The sequence below is a fragment of the Wolbachia endosymbiont (group B) of Melanargia galathea genome, assembly GCF_964030625.1.
GTDB lineage: Bacteria > Pseudomonadota > Alphaproteobacteria > Rickettsiales > Anaplasmataceae > Wolbachia.
The window spans coordinates 1-19,591 of sequence record NZ_OZ034910.1 but is presented as its reverse complement, the minus strand read 5'-3'; the positions used below and the strand labels follow the sequence as shown (position 1 = coordinate 19,591).

The window sequence follows — 19,591 nt, the reverse complement described above, 5'->3', positions numbered from 1 at the left end:
CGGGTTTAGTGGTCCCAACCTCGGGCCTTCTTTAGCGTTAGACATATTTCAAATGTTAACTACTTACGAAATTATAGCTGAGCAGTGCTAAAAAGGAGAAAAAAAGTGAGAATTACGCAAGCAGAATGGGCAAGGGAAAAAGGGTTTTCGAGGCAATATGTCTGTTCTTTAGTAAAAAAAGGAATAGTTGAGCTGGAAGATGGACTTATTGACCGAGAACAAGCAAATGAAGCGGTAGCAGCAATAAGAGATCCAAGTCAACCACTGAGGAGAAAAGAGCGCGGAGAAACACTTTCAACGATATTGCTAAAAACGCGAATAAAAAATGAAACCGAGCGTGGTAAACTTTTGGAAGCTAAAGTGAAAGCTGAAGTAGGCAAATTTGTGTCAATTGAAGAGGTAAAAACTGAAGCATTTAACGTCGCTAGAGTTGTTCGTAATAATTTGCTTAATATTCCAAATAGAGTTTCAGCGCTGCTTGCATCACTGAGTGACACTGAAAAGATTCATATGGCGCTAACTGAAGAGATTACAAACTCACTCGAAGAATTATCTAACACTAAATTTCAAATATAAAAAGATTTTGAATATAAAATGACTGATAACTTAAGTTTAGAGTTAATAAAGTGTCTCATCAATCAACCTGGATTAGATGTTAATGTTAGAGGATTAAATGGAAAGACACCACTACATTGCGCTATAGAGTTTGACGAATTAAGCATGGTAGATCTGCTACTCACAAAAAAGAATATCAATCCTTTTGTAGAAGATAATGATGGTAAAACATCTCTTGATTACGCCAAAGAAGGGAAAAAAGCAGAGATATTACAAGCGCTAATTAATAACAAATACGGGTCAGAACAAGATAGTTTACTTCATTTAGCTGCAATGATAGGTGAAATTAATGCAGTGAGATATTTGATCAGAAAAGGTATTGACGTTAATGTACGAAATGCTTTGCATCATACTCCATTACATCTAGCGGCAGGAATAGGACATGCAGAAGTTGTAAAGATTTTGATAAGAGAAGGAAAAGCTGAAATCGAGGTTTTTGATGCACGAAATCAGACACCGATGCACTATGCAGTTAACAACAAAAAATTGGAGATAGTAAAGTTATTACTGGAGCTAGGAGCAGATGTAAATAGCGCACGTGTAGGACAAAACTCGATGAAATTATCACCTGTTCATATAGCTGTAAGTAATACTAATTACGATGAAAGAGACTTATGTCTTGATATCCTCAAATGCTTAATAAAGGAGCCTAATGCTCAAGTCAATTTGCAGGACTACGAAAATAAAACACCACTACATTATGCTGAAAGACTGAAAACAATAGAAGTTTTACTAACGCGAGAAGATATAGACCCTCTGGTAAAAGACGATAGCGGCAAGACACCATTTGATTACGCTAAACCTGAGATAAAGAAGGCTTTGATGAGTAATAAATACGGTTCTGAAAAGAATAGTCTACTCCATTTAGCTGCACAAAGAGGAGAAATTGAGATTGTAGAATCTATTTTAAAGGAAGAAATCGATATTGATATTGTAAATAATAAAGGTCTATCACCGATTTACCTTGCTGCAGAAAAAGGACATTTACATGTAGTAAAATTACTACTGAAAAAAGGAGCAAATTATACACCTGTTTTGCACTTAGCAATCAAATCAAATAATTTGGAGTTACTTAAAGTTTTATTTACTGAAAAAAATGGGTCATTGCTCTGCAGAGATACCGTTGTTAATTTTCCAACCCTTCATAATAAATATATAGCACAGAGAGAAATAGCAGATAAAAGGATGAAAAAACATAATAATATTATCTGCATCTGTATTACAGTTAGCGCAGTAGTAATGGCAGCATATATAGGTTTAACAGCAGCAACAATAAGCAGTGCAATCATTTTTGCAACAATAACAGGGATATTTGCTCTTGTTATAGCAATAATGATAAGTGAGATGAGCAAAAGATATATAGAAAAGGAATTTCAGAAAAAGATGTTTATGGAATTAGAAGGGCAAAGAGGCACAGAAAGTGTCAGATCAGAAATTGATAGTGTTGAAGTAGAAAGTTTACACAACAGTTGTTTGAGTGGAGCATAATGATCTACAGTGCCAGTTTTTGTTCAGGATTAAAGCCAGATCCCCAGCTTAAAGTATCAGAGTGGGCGAATGAGTATCGAGTTCTAGCACCAACTGCAGCATCAGAGCCAGGAAAGTGGAGAACGGAAAGAACTCCTTATTTAAAAGAAATCATGGATTCACTTTCTCCGTCCTCACCAGCAGAAAAAGTAGTATTTATGAAGGGAGCGCAGATTGGAGGAACAGAAGCTGGCAACAATTGGATTGGCTATATCATCGATCAAACACCAGGACCAATGCTAGTAGTACAGCCAACAGTTGAAATGGGAAAGCGTTGGTCAAAAGGAAGATTTGCGCCACTGATTGAAAGTACACCATGTTTAAAAAGTAAAGTAAAAGACCCAAGATCAAGAGATTCAGGCAATACTGTACAAAGTAAGGAATTTCCAGGTGGAATAGTAGTAATAACCGGAGCAAACAGCAGTGTAGGACTTAGATCCATGCCAGTAAAATATCTCTTTCTTGATGAAATAGATGCCTATCCAGGAGATTCAGGAGGAGAAGGTGATCCAGTACTGCTCAGTATTGCTCGAACTAATACATTTGCACGTCGAAAGATTTTTTTAGTATCAACACCAACGATTCATGGAATAAGCAGAATTGAGAAGGAGTTTGAAGCAACAGATAAGAGATATTTTTTTGTACCATGTCCGCATTGTAATTACTATCAAGTTCTAAAATGGTCACAAATAAAATGGGAAAATAACGACTCAAGAACAGCACATTATGTCTGCACTGAATGTAGCGGCAAAATAGAAAATCATCAAAAGACAGAGATGCTAGAACGTGGAGAATGGAGAGCTACAGAGGCAAAAGAAGGTGAGAAAAAAGGATTTCATCTTTCAAGTCTTTATAGTCCAGTTGGCTGGTATAGTTGGCAACAAGCAGTAGAGGACTTTCTCCATGCAAAGGAAAGTGAACAATTACTGAAAGTTTGGATAAATACCACGCTTGGAGAAACCTGGGTAGATAAAGGAGAAGTACCGGACTGGAAGCAATTATTTAACAGGAGAGAATTTTTTCAGATTGGCACAGTACCAAAAGGCGAAGTAGTTCTCACAGCAGGAGTAGATGTTCAAAAAGATCGCTTGGAAGTAGAAGTTGTAGCCTGGGGAAAAGGCAGAGAAAATTGGTCAATAGACTACCGAGTATTTGAAGGAGATACAGGAAGTGGAGAAGTATGGAAAAAGCTTTCAGAGCTGTTAAATCATCATTTTATCGGTGAAAATGGGCTTGAATATATGATAAGTATGATGGCAGTAGATGCTGGATATGCAACGCAAGAAGTATACAATTGGATAAGAGGTCATCAAGGCTGTGGAAGAGTAATGGCAGTCAAAGGTGTAAATAAAGCTCTAGTACCACTTAGCAGTCCAAGCAGAGTAGATATAACAGTTGGTGGTCAAAAGCTGAAAAGAGGAATAAAGCTCTGGCCAGTGGGAGTATCGATATTAAAATCAGAGCTTTTTCAGCTACTTAATGTTTTAAAAAACGGGGAAAAAGAAGAAGTGCCAGCAGGGTATTGTCATTTTCCCGAGTATGCACCTGAGTATTTTAAGCAGCTAACAGCAGAGCAATTAGTCAGCAAAGTAGTAAAAGGATACACCAAACAAGAGTGGCAAAAGGTAAGAGAAAGAAATGAAGTACTAGATTGCCGAATTTATGCGAGAGCAGCATCTATTGCGCTTGGAATCGATCGTTGGCCAGAGAGTAAATGGAATAGTTTGAGTGGAAAAATGGAAAGCAAAAAGCCTAAAAAAGTAAGGCAAAGCCAATGGTTGAATGAGAAGTGAAATGTATAACGAAGAATATTTAATTCAAGTCGAAGAAGCGATAAAGAAACTACAAAATGGAGAGAGAGTAGTATCAATTGCATATGGTGACCATATTGTACGGTACGGGGAAGTTCAAATAAAGGATTTATTGGAGCTCAGGCAACGAATAAAAGCGGGGTTAAAAGTTGCGGGCATGAACTACCGAGCATTACGTGTCTGCAATATTGACCATGATACAGCAGCTCAGTGTAAAAAAATTATACAAAATTTGTAAGGAGAACAATATGACAAAAATAGTTGAAAATACATTTGGAACAGAAAATGTTTATTCTGAATGCGATGACTGCCAGTCAGTTTTAAGCCCAGCAGCTTATTTCGTTAAGCTTATGGAAACTGTTGAAAAATACATTAAACCCAACACACTGAATTCACGACGTCCTGATTTGGAGAATATTAAATTAGACTGTGATAATACTAATAAGGAAAAACTATATCTGGAAGTTGCTAATCAGATAATGGAGGAGAAGCTCAAAAAAGAATCAAAAGGAAACATACTACAAAAATTAGCAACAGCTAAGTATCCATTTAATTTACCAGCTAACTTTCCCTTAATTGGTATACGTGCTTATCTTAAGGAGCATGACATAAGTTTAGCAGAGATGTACAAAATACTAATAAAAGATGCTGACACAACTGCAGAATCCTTACATCTTTCACCAGAAACTTATCAAATAATCATTTCTACAGAGAAAACAGAATCTCATTTAAAAGAAGTATATGGAGTTGATAATTTAGAAGGACTAGCAAAAGTTGATTTATTTATTGCTAAAGCTAATATAAGTTATGATGAATTAGAGTTATTGCTTGATAGTTATAACAAAATTAAAAAACTTGCTGATTCGGCAAAACTAACAATTAAAGATAAAACTATCAATAATATTGATAATAATGCGTTGGGATTTTTACACCGTTTTATTCGTCTGGCAGTACAACTTGATTGGTCATTTACTGAGTTAGGCCAAATTTTATTAATTATCGATAAAAATGAAATTAATGCTGATACTATAAAGTTAATAGCGGCAGTTAAGAATCTGCAAAATAAATTAAAACAACCTTTGAACAAAATATCCGAACTTTGTTATTCCTCAGTTGATTTTTTTGTTACTAATAAAGTTCCCGAAGAATTTCGAGAGCTGTTAAAAAAAGACTATCAACAGTTTCAGGACATAATAGATGCTAATGTCAAAATCAGCAGCACATTACAAGATATTTTAAAAGTTGATGGTAATGAGTTATCCTATTTAGTTAATTATAATGATACTAAAGATAAGTCTAAATCTTCCGGAAACTTGAGGTTTTTAAGAATATATAAGCAAGTTTCATTAGCAAAAGTAGTAGGCATACCAATATTGGAGCTTATTAAATTTTTATCACAATTACAAATTACTGAACTAAATTTTACAAATATAGAACACGTAATTGAATTAAACGACTGGTTGAAAAAGTACTCAATCACTATTGCACAACTAAATGATCTGCTCAATCCTCCTATTTCTTTTCAAGAACAAGTAAGTAAAATAGAGGAAGAAATAGAAAGGCAATCTCAATCATCAGAGCTTTCAAGAGAAGAACTTCTTTATAACATAATATCTCAATATGTAGAAGTACAAACAGATCTATTCAATGCTATTTATGAATTTACTAAAAAGTATAAAGGATCTAAGGTACCAGTAAAACCACTCCTACAAAATATTGCTATATTTAAAGCCTTAAAATTATCAGCAGAAGACGTCAATAATATTACAAAACATGGTGACTTTTATGGGATAGTTTCAAATTGGTCATTAGAACAGATTAAAACTATCGTAAGCTATAAGGTTCTAACAGATCAATTTTCTAATAACGATATTACCTTTTCAAAGTATACAGATTGGTTACGTGGAACAGACTATAAAGAAAGTGAAGTTATAGAGAAGATAGAATCACTCACTAACTGGAACAGGAATACGCTGAAAAAGATAAAGGAGATAGAAATATTTAAAGAAAATTTCACTAAAGAAAAAAACTCTATAGAATCTTTAACAAAAATTAAGCTTGTTATGGATGTAGTAACCGAATCTGGAATTAATGACGTAGCTTTATTAGAATTAAGAGATTTATATAATTTAAAAGTAAAGGATGAAAGTGATTGGAGAAAATATAATGATACTCTAGGTAACTTAGAATTATCAGGAAATGACGAAGTTAAAGAAAGAGTGAAAAAATATTTAGCCGAGCAAAAACGTGATATTCTAGCAAGATATTTAGTACACATACTCAAGATTAAAGATATGCGAGAATTATATTCGCATTTATTGATAGATGTTGAAATGAGTGATTGCTCAAAGATATCACCTTTAAAAGCAGCACTAAACAGTGTGCAACTATATATTCACCGCTCTATAATGGGCTTAGAAAAAGATGTCACTATTGATAAAGAGCTAAATGAGGAGAAATGGAAATGGCTATCGAGTTATCGAGAATGGGAAGCAATCAGTAAGATAAACTTATATCCTGAAAATTATTTAAATCCTACTTTACAGAAGATAATAAGCCCAGAATATAAAACACTACAAAACACCTTAATGCAAGGAAATATTACAGATGAAGCAGTAAGCAATGGATACCTCAAGTATTTTGAAGATTTCGAAGGAGTTTCAACTTTAAAAATAGTAGATAGTTATTTTGAAGAAGTAGAGGATAAAATTTTTGGAGCAAAAAAAGATACTCTGTATATTATAGGACGGACAATTGCCCAGCCATACAACTATTACTACCGCACAGCAGTCTTCGATAAAGATAACGAAAAATTTGTCTATTGGACTGCCTGGGAAAAAATTGAGTCAGCAATTCCAGCAGAAACTGTAACGCCAATTTATGCATTCAATAGACTATTTATTTTTTGGTTACAACAAGTTACGAAGAAAGAAAGTGAAAAGGGCAAGCAAGATGATTTATCTGATAAAATTTATGCAACAATCAATTATATCTTTCAGAAACCAAGTGGCAGTTGGTCAGCACCACATGAGTTAGCAAGTAGTATTAAGATAGATATAGATAAAGCTGAGGAAAAAAATAAATTACACTGGAAAAAAGTGGCAGCTTTTTATCTAAGAGAGAAAGAACGAGAAGAGGGACGTATTATAATTTTAATGGGTGAAATGAGAGAGGGTAAAACTTTCAATTTATTTACCCTAGATGAGGATCTAACTGTCGAAAATAGGAATGGGAAATTTGCTGATTTTTCTTTAGAAGGAGAGCGCTACTCCTGTGCTATAGATAAGGATAAAAAAGATCAACTTTTTCTGAGATTGACCAAAAATATTTTTAAAAGTAATGCTACCAATCAAATTGATAGTGATAATGAAAATAATTTTATTCCAGGTGAAACAAAACTGCTTGGGGATTTTAAAATCTCTCTAGCTCAGCAAGTAATGAACAAACCAGGATGGTTCATTATTGAAGGAAATCTTAAAGGTGAAAACGTCCATGAGTCATTTCTATTGTTTACCAATAAGGCATATGACTTGAGTAGAATTAGTGAAAAATCAACCTATGAAATTATTGATCAAAAGAAATTAGAATGTAAATATAACAGTCCGGCTCCAAAGATGCCAATAGAAGATGTCTCATTTACATTTGTGAGATTAAATATTACTGGTAATGTCCGTGAATTACGTAAAAAAGCTTATTTAGGTAATCCTAAGAGGGTTTTAACTTTAGATTCACAAAAGTTTGAACAACTTAAATTTAACAGATTTGAGCCAACCGCAAAAGTGAGTCATCCACCAGGCAATACTCTAGATTTTAATGGTGCTTATGGTATTTACCTGTGGGAAATATTCTATCACATACCAACACTGATTGCTTGGCATTTAAATCAAGAACAAGATTTTTCTATAGCACAGAAGTGGTATCAATATATTCTAGATCCTAATAACACCGAACAGCCGTGGCAGTTTTTACCTTTTATTCAAGGGAAAAACATTATAGATTATTTAAAAGACTCTCAGACAAAAACGGAGTTAGAAATAGATCCATATGATCCATATATTATTGCAAAGCAAAATATAGAATCATTTAAAAAGTACATCATAATTTCTTATGTAGACAATCTAATTGACTGGGGGAATATGCTCTTTGCTAAAGGATCATGGGAAGGATTAAATCAAGCTACTATGATATATATTAGAGCTTGGGATTTACTTGGACCTAAACCCATTAAAAATGGTAAACATGAAACTATTGCTAAAAGCTTTAAAGAATTAAAAGGCTTAAGTATAGCTCAAATGGAAGCAAAATTACCAGCTAGTGCTCAAAATATACAAATACCTTATAAAAGACGATCCATTAATGAAATTATTAATATTACAAAATATGATGATTATTTCTGCACGCCTCCAAATAAAGAGTTTATCGACTTATGGAATAGAATTGAAGACGAGCTTTATAAAATAAGACATTGTTTAGATAGGACTGGAAAAAGTTCAGTATTACCTTTGTTTGACTCACCAATAGATCCCAATCAAAGAGTTGCTGAAACTAGTAGTGGTAATAATATCAAAATACCTGATCAGTCTATACCACATTACCGATTTAGTTACATGATTTCTTATGCTAAATCAATAGTGGAAACTGTAATTCAATTTGGTAACGAGTTATTAAGTGCACTTGAGAAAAAAGATACTGAGACACTAGCTGTCCTTTACAACAAACAAGAAGGAATAATGGCTAATCTCATTACATCAATTAAAGAAAAAATTATAGAAGCTTTAAAAAAGGAGAAAGATGGACTGAATGAAAGTCTACTAAATGCTAAGAATCGTCAATCACACTATGAAAGACTAATTATCAATGATTTGTCAGCTGGCGAAAAAGAAGCAATAGCACTCTCTAGCACAGCGATTGATGTAAGAACAGGGGTTGCGGTTACCAGAGGAGTTGCTGCTGTTGCACACTTGATACCTACAGTCTACGGTCTTGCCGTAGGAGCTTTTCAACCAGGTAATGCTATCGAAGTAGGAGCAAATATAGCTGAATCAGCAGCAATGATTTTAAATGAAAAAGCACAAATAGCTTATACTACGGAGAACTACAGAAGACGTGCTGAAGATTGGGAGTTGCAAAAGGCTATGGCTTCTTACGATACAGAGCAGATTAACTATCAAATAGAAGCAAATAAAATTTATCAAGATAATGCTATACAAGATCTTAAAGCCCATAAAAAATCAATAGAACAAATTAAGGAAAAAGAAGAGTTCTTTAGAAGTAAGTTTACTAATCGGGAGTTGTATAATTGGATGAGGGGACAGATAGCACGTGTGTACTTTCAAGCTTATAAAATGGCATTGGAAGTTGCTGTGCAAGCAGAAAAAGCTTATCAATATGAACTTAACAATAATAAGTCATATATCACAGCTAACTCTTGGAATAGTATGAAAGAAGGACTGCTTGCTGGAAACAACTTAAAGTTTCAACTTGAAGAAATGATAAAGAACTATAACAATGATAATAAAAGAGCTCTTGAAATCACTAAAGTAATTTCTTTAAAACAAATGGATCCTTTGGCACTTCATGAACTCAAAAATAAAGGCAGTTGTAAGTTTAGTTTTACAGAAAAATTGTTTGATCTAGACTTTCCTGGTCATTATTGTCGTAAGATAAAGAACATAAGAATTACTGTTCCTGCAGTAGTTGGTCCTTATGAAAATATTCATGCCAGCTTGCAGCAAACAAGTAATAAGGTAGTACTTAAAGATGATATTGATGCAATAAAGTTCTTGTTAGGGGAAAAAGGTATTAATCAACCAGACAGTAATGTCCTAAGAACAGATTTTAAACCGAACCAGCAAATAGCGATATCAAAAGGAGATCAAGATAGTGGATTATTTGAACTTAACTTTAACGATGAACGTTATTTGCCTTTTGAAGGTACAGGAGCGGTTTCTGATTGGGAATTAAATCTTCCTCAAGGAACTAATAGGTTTAATGTTAGTACTATCTCTGATGTGATAATACATGTTGATTATACAGCATTTGATGGAGGAAAAGGATTCAGACAAGATGTACAGAACCTTTCTACACTCAAATGCATATCTGAAATGTTGCTTTTAAATCTCAGTGTAGCTTATCCTGATGCCTGGGAGAAATTTAAGCAAAAATACGATGAATTAACATTTAAACCATCTGCTGAGATCTTTCCTACTTATGTTAAGAACCCAGAAATTGGAGATAGCATTTATGTTTTTCCTACACCACAGGCTCCTAATATGAAAATAACAGTAAATAGCTGTAATTGGGATCCAAAGTCGTACAAGATCAATATAGACAAATCTTCTATTAAGCTTGATAGCGATTGGAAGCTCAAAGCAGCTGGTACTAGCTCAATTGACGAAATAACAATTATTATTCCTTACACAGGAGAAATCAATTGGAGTTAGAAAAAATAGCCTACTGATTATTCCGCATAAGAAGTCAGTAGGCTTCAAAATAAAGCTAGCTTAAATTTTTTATATTGCTGCCTGCCTTACATAAGTTTCCTAACTTGAGTTGAATTAACAGAAACATCTTCCAGATAGTTGTTAGGCTTATTACTCTGCAAGTTAAAACTTCTTTGCTGTTCTGTATGACTAGAACTTGGCAATGTATCATCTGCATCCTTATAATAATCTATGTTTAACCTGTTATTAAAGACAACCATAAATTGATTACATTTTTTTGAATTTAATTTAGCTACTTGCTCACCAGTGCAAGCTTTCTCTATATACAAACTTAAAAACTCAGGTACCTCATTAAGTTTATTGCTAGCAACCTTAGTATAAATTCCTTTGTACACCTCTAAAAAATCAATATCCAACAAGCGTATTGGTATACGACTCTCTCTTGCCGCGTATTTCACCGCTTTCTCAAATGCATGATTAATACTTAATGTATAACCTAATATTTGCTGTTCAGAAGGACCTTCAACTTTAGTAGAAATATATTTTTGCCCAGTAAATTTTCTTACAATCACATCCAGTAGTGATATTGTACTATTAAGGTCAACCTGTGATGGATGAAGAGCTAATGCATTATTTTGACTATTATAGCCATAAGCCAATTGCGGGGTTTTTTCAATCTTAACGTTATAAGAGTTGCCAACAAGTAGGGCATCTCTTGAACTTAGAGAATTAGATAAATGGCTTGTTGGGCTTTTAACTTTAGTAGGGTAACTAAGTGAATGCTGAACATCACGACGTCTACGACTAGCGCTCTTTGCTTGTAGAAAGTCTATAACACTTTTACAATCCTCACTTTCTTGTCTCTTAGCAAGATCCAAGGGCGTTCTACCTTTGTCATTTTTAGCATTAACATTAGCTCCTTTCTCATCTACGAGGTACTTTACTACGTTCAAGTGACAGTTATTAGCAGCTACATGTAAGACTGTATTGCCATAATTATTTTTAGCATTAGCAATATCAGGCTTTTTATCCACAAAGATTTTCACTATCTCTAACTTGCCATTTTCAGCAGCAACATGTATTGGCATGTTGCCGTCATTATTAGATTTAGCATAGATATCGATATCTGGAGTATCTACAAGAACTTTAGCCACAGCTGAACTACCCTCTCGAGCAGCTATATGCAAAGGTGTAAAACCCTGGTTGTTTTTAGAATTAACATTAGCGCTCTTCTCTATGAGTAATCTAGATACGCTCAATCTATCATTCTTAGCGGAATAGTGTAGAGGTGTCCACTCACTATTATCCTTAACGTCAACCGAGACGCCCTTGCTCAGAAGGAATTCAACTACTTTTGAATCAAGATTATTTTCAGCAGCGTAATGTAATGGTACTTTGCGATAATTATCTTGAGCATTAACATCAAATTGTTTTTTTTCTATAAGGTACTGTACTAAATCTAGTACATCACTATGAGCAGCACCGTGTAAGAGAGTATGTCCATCATTATCTTTAATACTAACATCAGCTCCTTTTTCTATGAGATACTTTACTACATCTAGGGTGCCGCGATAGGCAGCACTATACAAGGGAGTACATCCATTATTATCTTTAGCATTAACATTAGCGTTTTTTTGTATAAGAAACTTTATTATATCCAAGCTAGCCCGGTTAACAGCATCGTGCAGAGGGGTAGATTCATTATTATCTTTAGCATTAACATTGGCCCCTTTTTCTATGAGATACTCTACCATACCCAAAGTAATTGACATATTCCAAGGAAACGAATAAACAGCTACATGTAAGGGAGTAGATCCATTATTATCTTTAGCATTAACGTTAGCACCTTTCTCTATTAAACGTTTTACTTCATCTAAGTCACCAAGTATAATAGCTGTGTGCAAATTATCATGTTCATCATCATACGTAGGACTAATATCAGCTTTTTTTTCTATAAGGTATTCCACCATATATAAATCGCCCCGAAAAGCAGCGTAATTCAAGGCAGTGTACCCACCATCATTGCTAGCATTAACATCAGCCCCTTTTTCTACAAGATACTTTACTATATCCAAATTACTACGAAAAGCAGCATAGTGTAAAGGAGCGCTACTACCATCACGCTTAGCATTAACGTCAGCGCCTTTAGCTATAAGAGACTTTACTCTATCTAAGCTATCTTCAAGAGCAGCATTACATAGAGGGGTATATTCATCATTATTCCCGACACTAATATTAGCGCCTTTTTCTACAAGATACTTTACTATGTCTAATTTGCCCTTACTAGCAGCTCTATGCAAGGGGGTATACCTATCATTATCTTCGGCATTGATATCAGCCCTTCTCTCTATAAGATACTTTACTATATCCAATTTCCCCTTATCAGCAGCCCTATGCAAGGGGCTATATCCATTTTTGTCTTTGGCACTAACATCAGCCCCTTTTTCTGTGAGATGCTTTACTATATCTAGGCTGCCCCCTAGAATAGCACTATGTAAAGAAGGTCCAAGATAACATTCACTATTAACAATAGCCCCTTTCTCGATGAGATACTTTACTACATCTATATTGCTTGCCTGAGAAGCATAGTCCAAAGAACTGCATTTACCATAAGCACATTGACCATTAACATCAGCCCCTTTTTCTATGAGATATTTTACTACATCTAGGCTCCCTTTAAAAGCAGCATAATGGAGAGGCGTGTTACCCAGGTCATTAATATTAGCATTAACATTGGCTCCTTTTTCTACTAGATGTTTTACTGCATTTAAATCTCCTTTAAGAGCAGAATCGTGTAAAGGAGTATATTCAGGACAATCAGTTTTTAGATTAGCACCCCCTTCTTCCACTAAACATTTCACTACACCTAATTCACTCAAAAAAAGAAAATATTTAAAAGTAGAGTTACCAAGCTCATCTTTAGCATTGATATCAACTCCTTTTCTTATGAGATATCTCATTACAGACAATTTTCCCATTAGAGCAGCCACAAACAAAGTAGTAACTCCATCATCAGCTTTAGCGTCAATGTTAGCCCCTTTCTCTACGAGATACGTTACTATATTTAATCTACCTGAGCAAACAGCAGTATGCAGAGGAGTCAATCCCTTAAGACCTTTAGCGTTAATGTTAGCTCCTTCTTCTATGAGACGTTTTACTATACGTATCTTACCTGAGTAAGCAGCAGCGTGTAAAGGAGTTCCACCATTACATATATCATCAATATCAGAACTTCTTTCTTCTATAAAACTTTTTACTATACTTGTCATGTTTAAAGAAACAAAAGGGGAAGAACTCTTTCCCTCATTGTCCTTCGCGTTAACATCAACACCTTTTTTAATGAAATGCTTTATTAAACCTCGTGTGATGCTGTTTTCAACTTTATTGATATTGTTTGCTAACACAGCATTCAACAACCCCTTATTTAAATCTAATTGTACTTGCTTTAGATGTTCCACAACATCATTACGTTTGCCATCAATAGCAATATCTAGCGGTTTCTTGCCATTCTTCGCTTTAGCATTAACATCAGCCCCATTCTCTATAAGATTTTTTACTATATCTAAGTAACCTTCTTTAGCAGCTTCGTACAGAGGAGTATTCCCAATACTACTTTGAGCATTAACATCAGCCCCATTCTCTATAAGAGTTTTTACTATATCTAAGCAACCTTTTCTAGCAGCTTCGTGCAGAGGAGTACGTCTAATATTACTTTTAGCATTAACATCAGCTCCCTTCTTTATTAGCTTTTCTATTAAATTTAATTTGTCCTTGTAATAGTTAATAGCATAAAAGAGAGGAGTCAAATTCAAAGCATCCTTAACATTAACATCAGCTCCCTCCTCTATCAGCTTTTCTACTGCATTTAATTGGCCATATGTAGCAGCAAAATGCAGAGGGGCAAGACCTCTATCTTTAGCATTAACATCAGCTCCCTGATTTATAAGCTCTATAATTTTACTAAGATTGCCTTCAGCTGCAGCAACCATTAAATCATTATTCTTACTCATAAGAACTTCCCTTTTGAAATTTTACAAAAACTAAACTTAATTTTAGTATAAATATTACTTAAGGTATAATAATATTTTTAATTTGTCATGACTTTTTTTTCAAAATTAAAAATATTTTTCCCATATAGCAATTTAGATCAGACCATAGACATATTTTACAGCACTAGTTGCTTCTGCTGTTGTCACATAAATTGCATGTCTTCTGTATCTACTGCAATATAAATCTGAGATTTTTTACCAGCATAATAGAGCTTTTCTTCAGCATTATCTGCATTTTTAACACTTTGAACATTTGAAACTTGTTTCTGACTATTGCTCTCGCCAACTAATTTTTTTGAAGACTTGTTTCAGCAAACTTGGTTTTTCTTCATTCTTTTTATCCCATATTTAAAAATAGTAATGTATACCCTGAAAAATCCTTGGGTTCAATAATATCGACTTTGGAGATACCCCACAAAATACTTCATAAATTTTCCTGGTCTTATTTTTTCTATTACTCTCAAGAATTGTTTTCTACTTATATTTCTTGAGTACACATTTCTCATATTTATATACATCATCTACTAGTTTCTAATGCATATGTCAGTCCATATTATTTATTCACAAGAGCTTTAATCACTAAATGAACAATGTCACGCAAAGTTTCATCTTGAATTTTTCTATATTCTCTTACTAATCGTGATATTTCTTCGCTACCTACATTGCTACGAAAGGCCTTATCATGTAAGTCTTCAGAGGCTTTGGTAAAAAAATATGACATATCAACAGACAAAACTTCTGCCAAATTATACAATCTATCAACTACAAGCCTAATCTCTCCGCTTTCATATCCTTGTACATGCTGAAATGAAATTTCAAGCTTTTTTCCTAAGTCTCTTTGACTAAAACCACACATTAGCCTTCTTTTCCTTATTCTTTCACCTATTTGTTTATCGATAGGATGTTGTTCAGCTTGCACAATCATTTGTTAATATCTTAACTTATATATCAAAGCAATACTAACTCTCATTGTAACCTTGAGAAAAAGATTTGACTAACGTATAAACTACACTACGCAACCTTTTGCTCTTAATTTCGTTATATCCTTTGACTAGCTTTAACACCTCTTCATCGTAAGCTTCATGTGAGCTGGCATGCACATCAGTAAAAAAGTCAGCAATATCAATCGATAGAGCTTTTGCTAAGTCGTATAATCTACTAGCTAAAATGCAATTTGAACTATTTTCGTACCTTTGTATCTGTCTATATGAAACACCTATTCTTTTTCCTAACTCAGTTTGTGTTAAACCACAGTATAACCTAAGTTCCTTTATTTTTTTGCCTAATTCCATTACTAATTTTAACTACTCAATTTACAACAAATTTTATGAAGTGGAAAAAAATTAGCAAAGTAATTGCTTTAACAATTTCTGTCTCTCGTTAATTAAATTGCTTGGCCTTATATGTTTTTTCTCAATTTCCCTCATCTCTTTTTCTCGTTCTGCAATGCTATTTCGTATTACTTCAGCCGAATATCTGCTTTTACCACTTGCAAACTCTGATCTTAACCTTCTAACCTTATATTCAAGCTCAGCAAATCTTTCATGCTGCTCAAGAAGTTCTATCATGTGACTGATTTTAGAACTTAGCTTTTCTTCCTCTACATCTCTCACAATAAAAGAAAGTAGAAGCTTATCTATTTGGTAATCAACATTTGGTTGAGCAGCAAATAGATCAATCATGGCTTTTACATCAGTGGGATTTGCAACTAATAAGCTAAAATTACTACATAAAAAACTATAGAACTTTATCGTCTTCTCAAGATAATTTTTCATATCTTGTGATAATTGTAATTCTTTGTGAATTCCTGACAGCAATATTTTTAATTCTTCCAAGTATTCTACATCAAAATTACCTACTTCTTGAGGTAGAAGGATCATTAGCAGCTTTTTTACAAGCTCAACATCATTTGATTTTACAGCATTATAAAGAGCTTTTCCTTTATCTTCTTTTAAATCATAAAGCTCTGATGAGTTATCTATACTGAATAGATATTCAGTATTTCCTTGAGGAGAGTAGATTAAAATATCCACTTCTCTTAGCGGGTGATCATCATTAAACTTTTCTAACAACTCTTTATCGGTAGTTTCCTCTATTGCCACAGCAGCTTTACTGATCTTTTTCAGTTCAGAAACATTATCTCTTGAATTTTCAAGTATATCTTTAGCCTTATCTAGAAGCTGCTCATATAGAATTATTTTTTCTTCATTATCAAGTAGCTGACAATGCTTCTTCAACTTTTCAGTGGAGTAAGACAGGAGATCCATTTCTTTCAACTTTACAATCACAATAGCCCATTTTTGTTGAAACTGAAATAATTTTTACAAGATGTGTTTTTCTAGTGTAAGTACCCGTAAAACTTGTTATTATAATATAGAATAAATCAATAAGTCGTATAATATTAACAATTAAATAATACTTATCACGATATAGTTAATAAGATTAAGTGAGGGTTACAATGAAAAAAATAAATGGTAAAAAATTGTCTAGTAAAATGTTAAAAGCAGTAGAGCGAATAGCAAAAGAAGGGTTATTACCTAATTTTATAAAAGCTGCTCCAACAGCAAATAAAAAGATCAGTAAATTGCCTATCTTAACATATCCTGAGGAGCTCAATCCATTTCGATCAGCTTTATGCAAGATAAGGCTAAGTGAATATGAAAATATGAAACTAAATGAATTATTGGAAAAAGCTATTGCAGCTGAAAATATAGACAAATTAAGTAAAATTGTCGATGAAGTTTTGGATTTAGGAATAAGAATAAATGCTGCCAATGAGGATGGCTTTAGCTTTGCTAACGTTACAATGTTTAAGATGTATCGTGATGAATTCAAAGGAAATAAACAAGAGGATATAATCAGAAAGTTAGCCTTAAATGGAGCAGATTTTAATGTACAAGTTGATAAGAACATAACTGAAAAAGTGCAAAAAGAAATTGAGCCACAAATATATAGTAGGCTCAAAAAACTCAGGGAAGTTGGAGAGAACGCTACTATAGAAGGAACTGTTGAAAATGTAGAAATCGATAATAAGACCTTCTATATGGAATTTTCGCATAGCTGCATAGTTGATGTTGCAAAAGTTGTAGAAGGTGCAAAAAATTTGGGTCTAAGCAAAGGAGATTTAAATCTCGGTGGCAATATTATAAAAATAGGTGACGGTGAAGTTGAAGTAAAAACTGGGAAGGACGGCAAAAGAAATTACATGGATATATCCGATAACAGCGCTTTTACAGTAACACTTTGCACTAGCCTAGGAGAACTAAATTTAATGGTATATCATGACACAGAAGACTATCATCAAGTACAAATTGAGGTAGAAGATGAAGAAATGTGGAATGAGTTGCAAAAAATAGGAGAAATCATAGGACAGGGGTGTTTATTTGGTGGAATGTCTATTAAAGAAGCAGTAGAAAGAGGCAGTTTTACTAGGTGTGGAAGGTGGGGTGACCAAAATTCTAAAAGTAGTGAGACCTTTTCTTGGGTGAATAAATTAAAAGACAACAAAACGACATCCGTAGGACGTTCTTGATTGGAGACAAGTGGCTATGTTTCACATAGCTACTTGTATATCAGAAATAAATGGTTAACTATTACAAAGTAAAGTGGTTTTTAAAACTTAATCCAATTTACCATAAATAATTTACTTTAATTAGTATTGCTTGTAGAAGTGTTTTATATTATAAAAAATACCTGAACTTTAAAATTTGTACTATTTGTTAGCAATAGCCTTTATCACTAAATGCACAATATCACGCAATGTTTCATCTTTAATTTTTCTATATTCTCTTACTAATCTTGATATTTCTTCGCTGCCCACATCGCTACGGAAGGCCTTATCATGCAAGTCTTCAGAGGCTTTGGTAAAAAAATATGACATATCAACGTACAAAGCTTCTGCCAAATTGTACAATCTATCAACTACAAGCCTTATCTCTCCAGTTTCATATCCTTGTATATGCTGAAATGAAATTCCAAGCTTTTTTCCTAAGTCCCTTTGGCTAAAACCACATATTAGCCTTCTTTTTCTTATTCTTTCAGCTATTTGCTTATCGATAGGATGTTGTATGGTCATTTTACATATCAGGTAATATTAGCTATGTATTATCACTTTGAGAAAAAGATTTTACCAATATATAAACTACACTACGTAACCTTTTGCTCTTAATTTCGTTATATCCTTTGACTAGTTTTAGTATTTCTTCATCGTAACTTTCATGTGAGTCGGCGTGCATATCAGTAAAAAAATCAGCAACATTAATCGATAGGGCTTTTGCTAAGTCATACAGTCTACTGGCTAAAATACAATTTGAACCATTTTCGTACCTTTGTATCTGTCTATATGAAACACCTATTCTTTTTCCTAATTCAGTTTGTGTCAAGCCACAGTATAACCTAAGTTCCTTTATTTTTTTGCCTAATTCCACCTTTCATTACTAATTTTAGCTGTTCAAGCTTATATTGAATTTTTTAATTTATGAAGTGAAAAAAAGAAGGAAAGTTGGAGAACTTTCCTTCCGGTCTACAGATTACAATAAACCACTATCATAAAAACTAAAGTGGCTCTTCTGTGTTACGATTATATGGTCTATCAATTTCATTCCTACATTTTCGCAGGTTGCAGCTAATGTAAGTGTGTTATCCTCATCCTCTTTTGATGGTTCTATATCTCCACTTGGATGATTATGTGAAATTGCAACAGATGCTGCATCAATCAGTAATCCCTGTTTTATTATTTCCCTCACATATAGAGGTACTCTGTCTATAGTTCCACAATCTTGAATATACTCATATATTAAATGACCACTTCGATCTAAGTATACCACTCGTAAGCTTTCCTTTCGTGACTGCCCTATTGCTGCTTTAAAGTATTTTAATAGCTCTTCTCTATTATCAAGAATCGACAGCTTTTTTAACTTACCTTTCAATATCCTATCAAAAATCTCTTTCAGACAAAAGATATTTGCTATTGCTCCATCATTCATTCCTGTAACGTTTTTTAGCTCATGAAAATCAGCATTAATTACCCTTCCTAAACTACTAAAGAGCTCAATTAGCCTTTTTGCCACTTCTCTTCCTTCTGCATATCCAGACAGAGTACGTTCCAGTAGCTCGTGGTCCAAGTAAAGACCTGCCTCTGCTTGAT

13 protein-coding genes are annotated in these 19,591 nt (G+C 33.7%); 6 read left to right on the top strand and 7 right to left on the bottom strand.

From position 1 onward, the window contains the following. The first annotated feature begins 105 nt into the window (after positions 1-105). From AAHF52_RS00065 to AAHF52_RS00045, 5 genes are read left to right on the top strand one after another with little or no spacing between them, the layout of a single operon-like run. On the top strand, positions 106-576 hold the full coding sequence (locus tag AAHF52_RS00065; protein ID WP_264376886.1) for a hypothetical protein: 471 nt from the start codon (positions 106-108) through the stop codon (positions 574-576). Positions 577-594: 18 nt separating this feature from the next. Further along, positions 595-2,103, top strand: a complete 1,509-nt coding sequence (locus AAHF52_RS00060) for an ankyrin repeat domain-containing protein (RefSeq protein ID WP_264376792.1) — start codon at positions 595-597, stop codon at positions 2,101-2,103. Further along, positions 2,103-3,935, top strand: coding sequence for a phage terminase large subunit family protein (locus tag AAHF52_RS00055; RefSeq protein WP_264376791.1), 1,833 nt, complete (start codon positions 2,103-2,105; stop codon positions 3,933-3,935). The genes AAHF52_RS00060 and AAHF52_RS00055 overlap by 1 nt, the downstream gene beginning before the upstream one ends. A 1-nt stretch (position 3,936) precedes the next feature. Then, positions 3,937-4,191 carry a hypothetical protein gene (locus tag AAHF52_RS00050; protein WP_264376790.1) on the top strand — a complete coding sequence of 85 codons (255 nt, stop codon included), beginning with the start codon at positions 3,937-3,939 and terminating at the stop codon, positions 4,189-4,191. A 10-nt stretch (positions 4,192-4,201) separates the two neighbouring features. Next, complete coding sequence (locus tag AAHF52_RS00045) at positions 4,202-10,396, top strand: neuraminidase-like domain-containing protein (RefSeq protein ID WP_342068415.1); 6,195 nt, start codon at positions 4,202-4,204, stop codon at positions 10,394-10,396. A gap of 86 nt (positions 10,397-10,482) precedes the next feature. On the opposite strand, the gene AAHF52_RS00040 is transcribed toward AAHF52_RS00045, so the two are convergent. The 4 genes from AAHF52_RS00040 to AAHF52_RS00025 form a co-directional block, all read right to left on the bottom strand. Next, on the bottom strand, positions 10,483-14,406 hold the full coding sequence (locus tag AAHF52_RS00040; RefSeq protein WP_342068414.1) for an ankyrin repeat domain-containing protein: 3,924 nt from the start codon (positions 14,404-14,406) through the stop codon (positions 10,483-10,485). A gap of 592 nt (positions 14,407-14,998) precedes the next feature. Next, entirely contained in the window at positions 14,999-15,370 is a 372-nt protein-coding gene (locus AAHF52_RS00035) for a helix-turn-helix domain-containing protein (protein ID WP_214303407.1), read from the bottom strand. 34 nt (positions 15,371-15,404) lie between these two features. Then, positions 15,405-15,737, bottom strand: coding sequence for a helix-turn-helix domain-containing protein (locus AAHF52_RS00030; RefSeq protein WP_214303408.1), 333 nt, complete (start codon positions 15,735-15,737; stop codon positions 15,405-15,407). A 51-nt stretch (positions 15,738-15,788) separates the two neighbouring features. Further along, positions 15,789-16,712 (bottom strand): hypothetical protein, encoded by a 924-nt coding sequence (locus tag AAHF52_RS00025; protein WP_214303463.1) that lies wholly within the window; start codon positions 16,710-16,712, stop codon positions 15,789-15,791. A 191-nt stretch (positions 16,713-16,903) separates the two neighbouring features. On the opposite strand from AAHF52_RS00025, the gene AAHF52_RS00020 reads away from it, so the two are divergent. After that, the gene (locus AAHF52_RS00020) at positions 16,904-17,977 is read left to right on the top strand and encodes a hypothetical protein (protein WP_342068413.1); all 1,074 of its coding nucleotides are present in this window, start codon (positions 16,904-16,906) and stop codon (positions 17,975-17,977) included. 180 nt (positions 17,978-18,157) lie between these two features. Here the strand turns inward: AAHF52_RS00020 and AAHF52_RS00015 are convergent, their stop codons facing one another. From AAHF52_RS00015 to AAHF52_RS00005, 3 genes are all read right to left on the bottom strand, one after another. Further along, positions 18,158-18,520 carry a helix-turn-helix domain-containing protein gene (locus AAHF52_RS00015; protein ID WP_264685161.1) on the bottom strand — a complete coding sequence of 121 codons (363 nt, stop codon included), beginning with the start codon at positions 18,518-18,520 and terminating at the stop codon, positions 18,158-18,160. 22 nt (positions 18,521-18,542) lie between these two features. Then, positions 18,543-18,872, bottom strand: a complete 330-nt coding sequence (locus AAHF52_RS00010; RefSeq protein WP_006012370.1) for a helix-turn-helix domain-containing protein — start codon at positions 18,870-18,872, stop codon at positions 18,543-18,545. A 102-nt stretch (positions 18,873-18,974) separates the two neighbouring features. Then, positions 18,975-19,430 (bottom strand): JAB domain-containing protein, encoded by a 456-nt coding sequence (locus AAHF52_RS00005; protein ID WP_410541894.1) that lies wholly within the window; start codon positions 19,428-19,430, stop codon positions 18,975-18,977. Positions 19,431-19,591 lie beyond the last annotated feature (161 nt).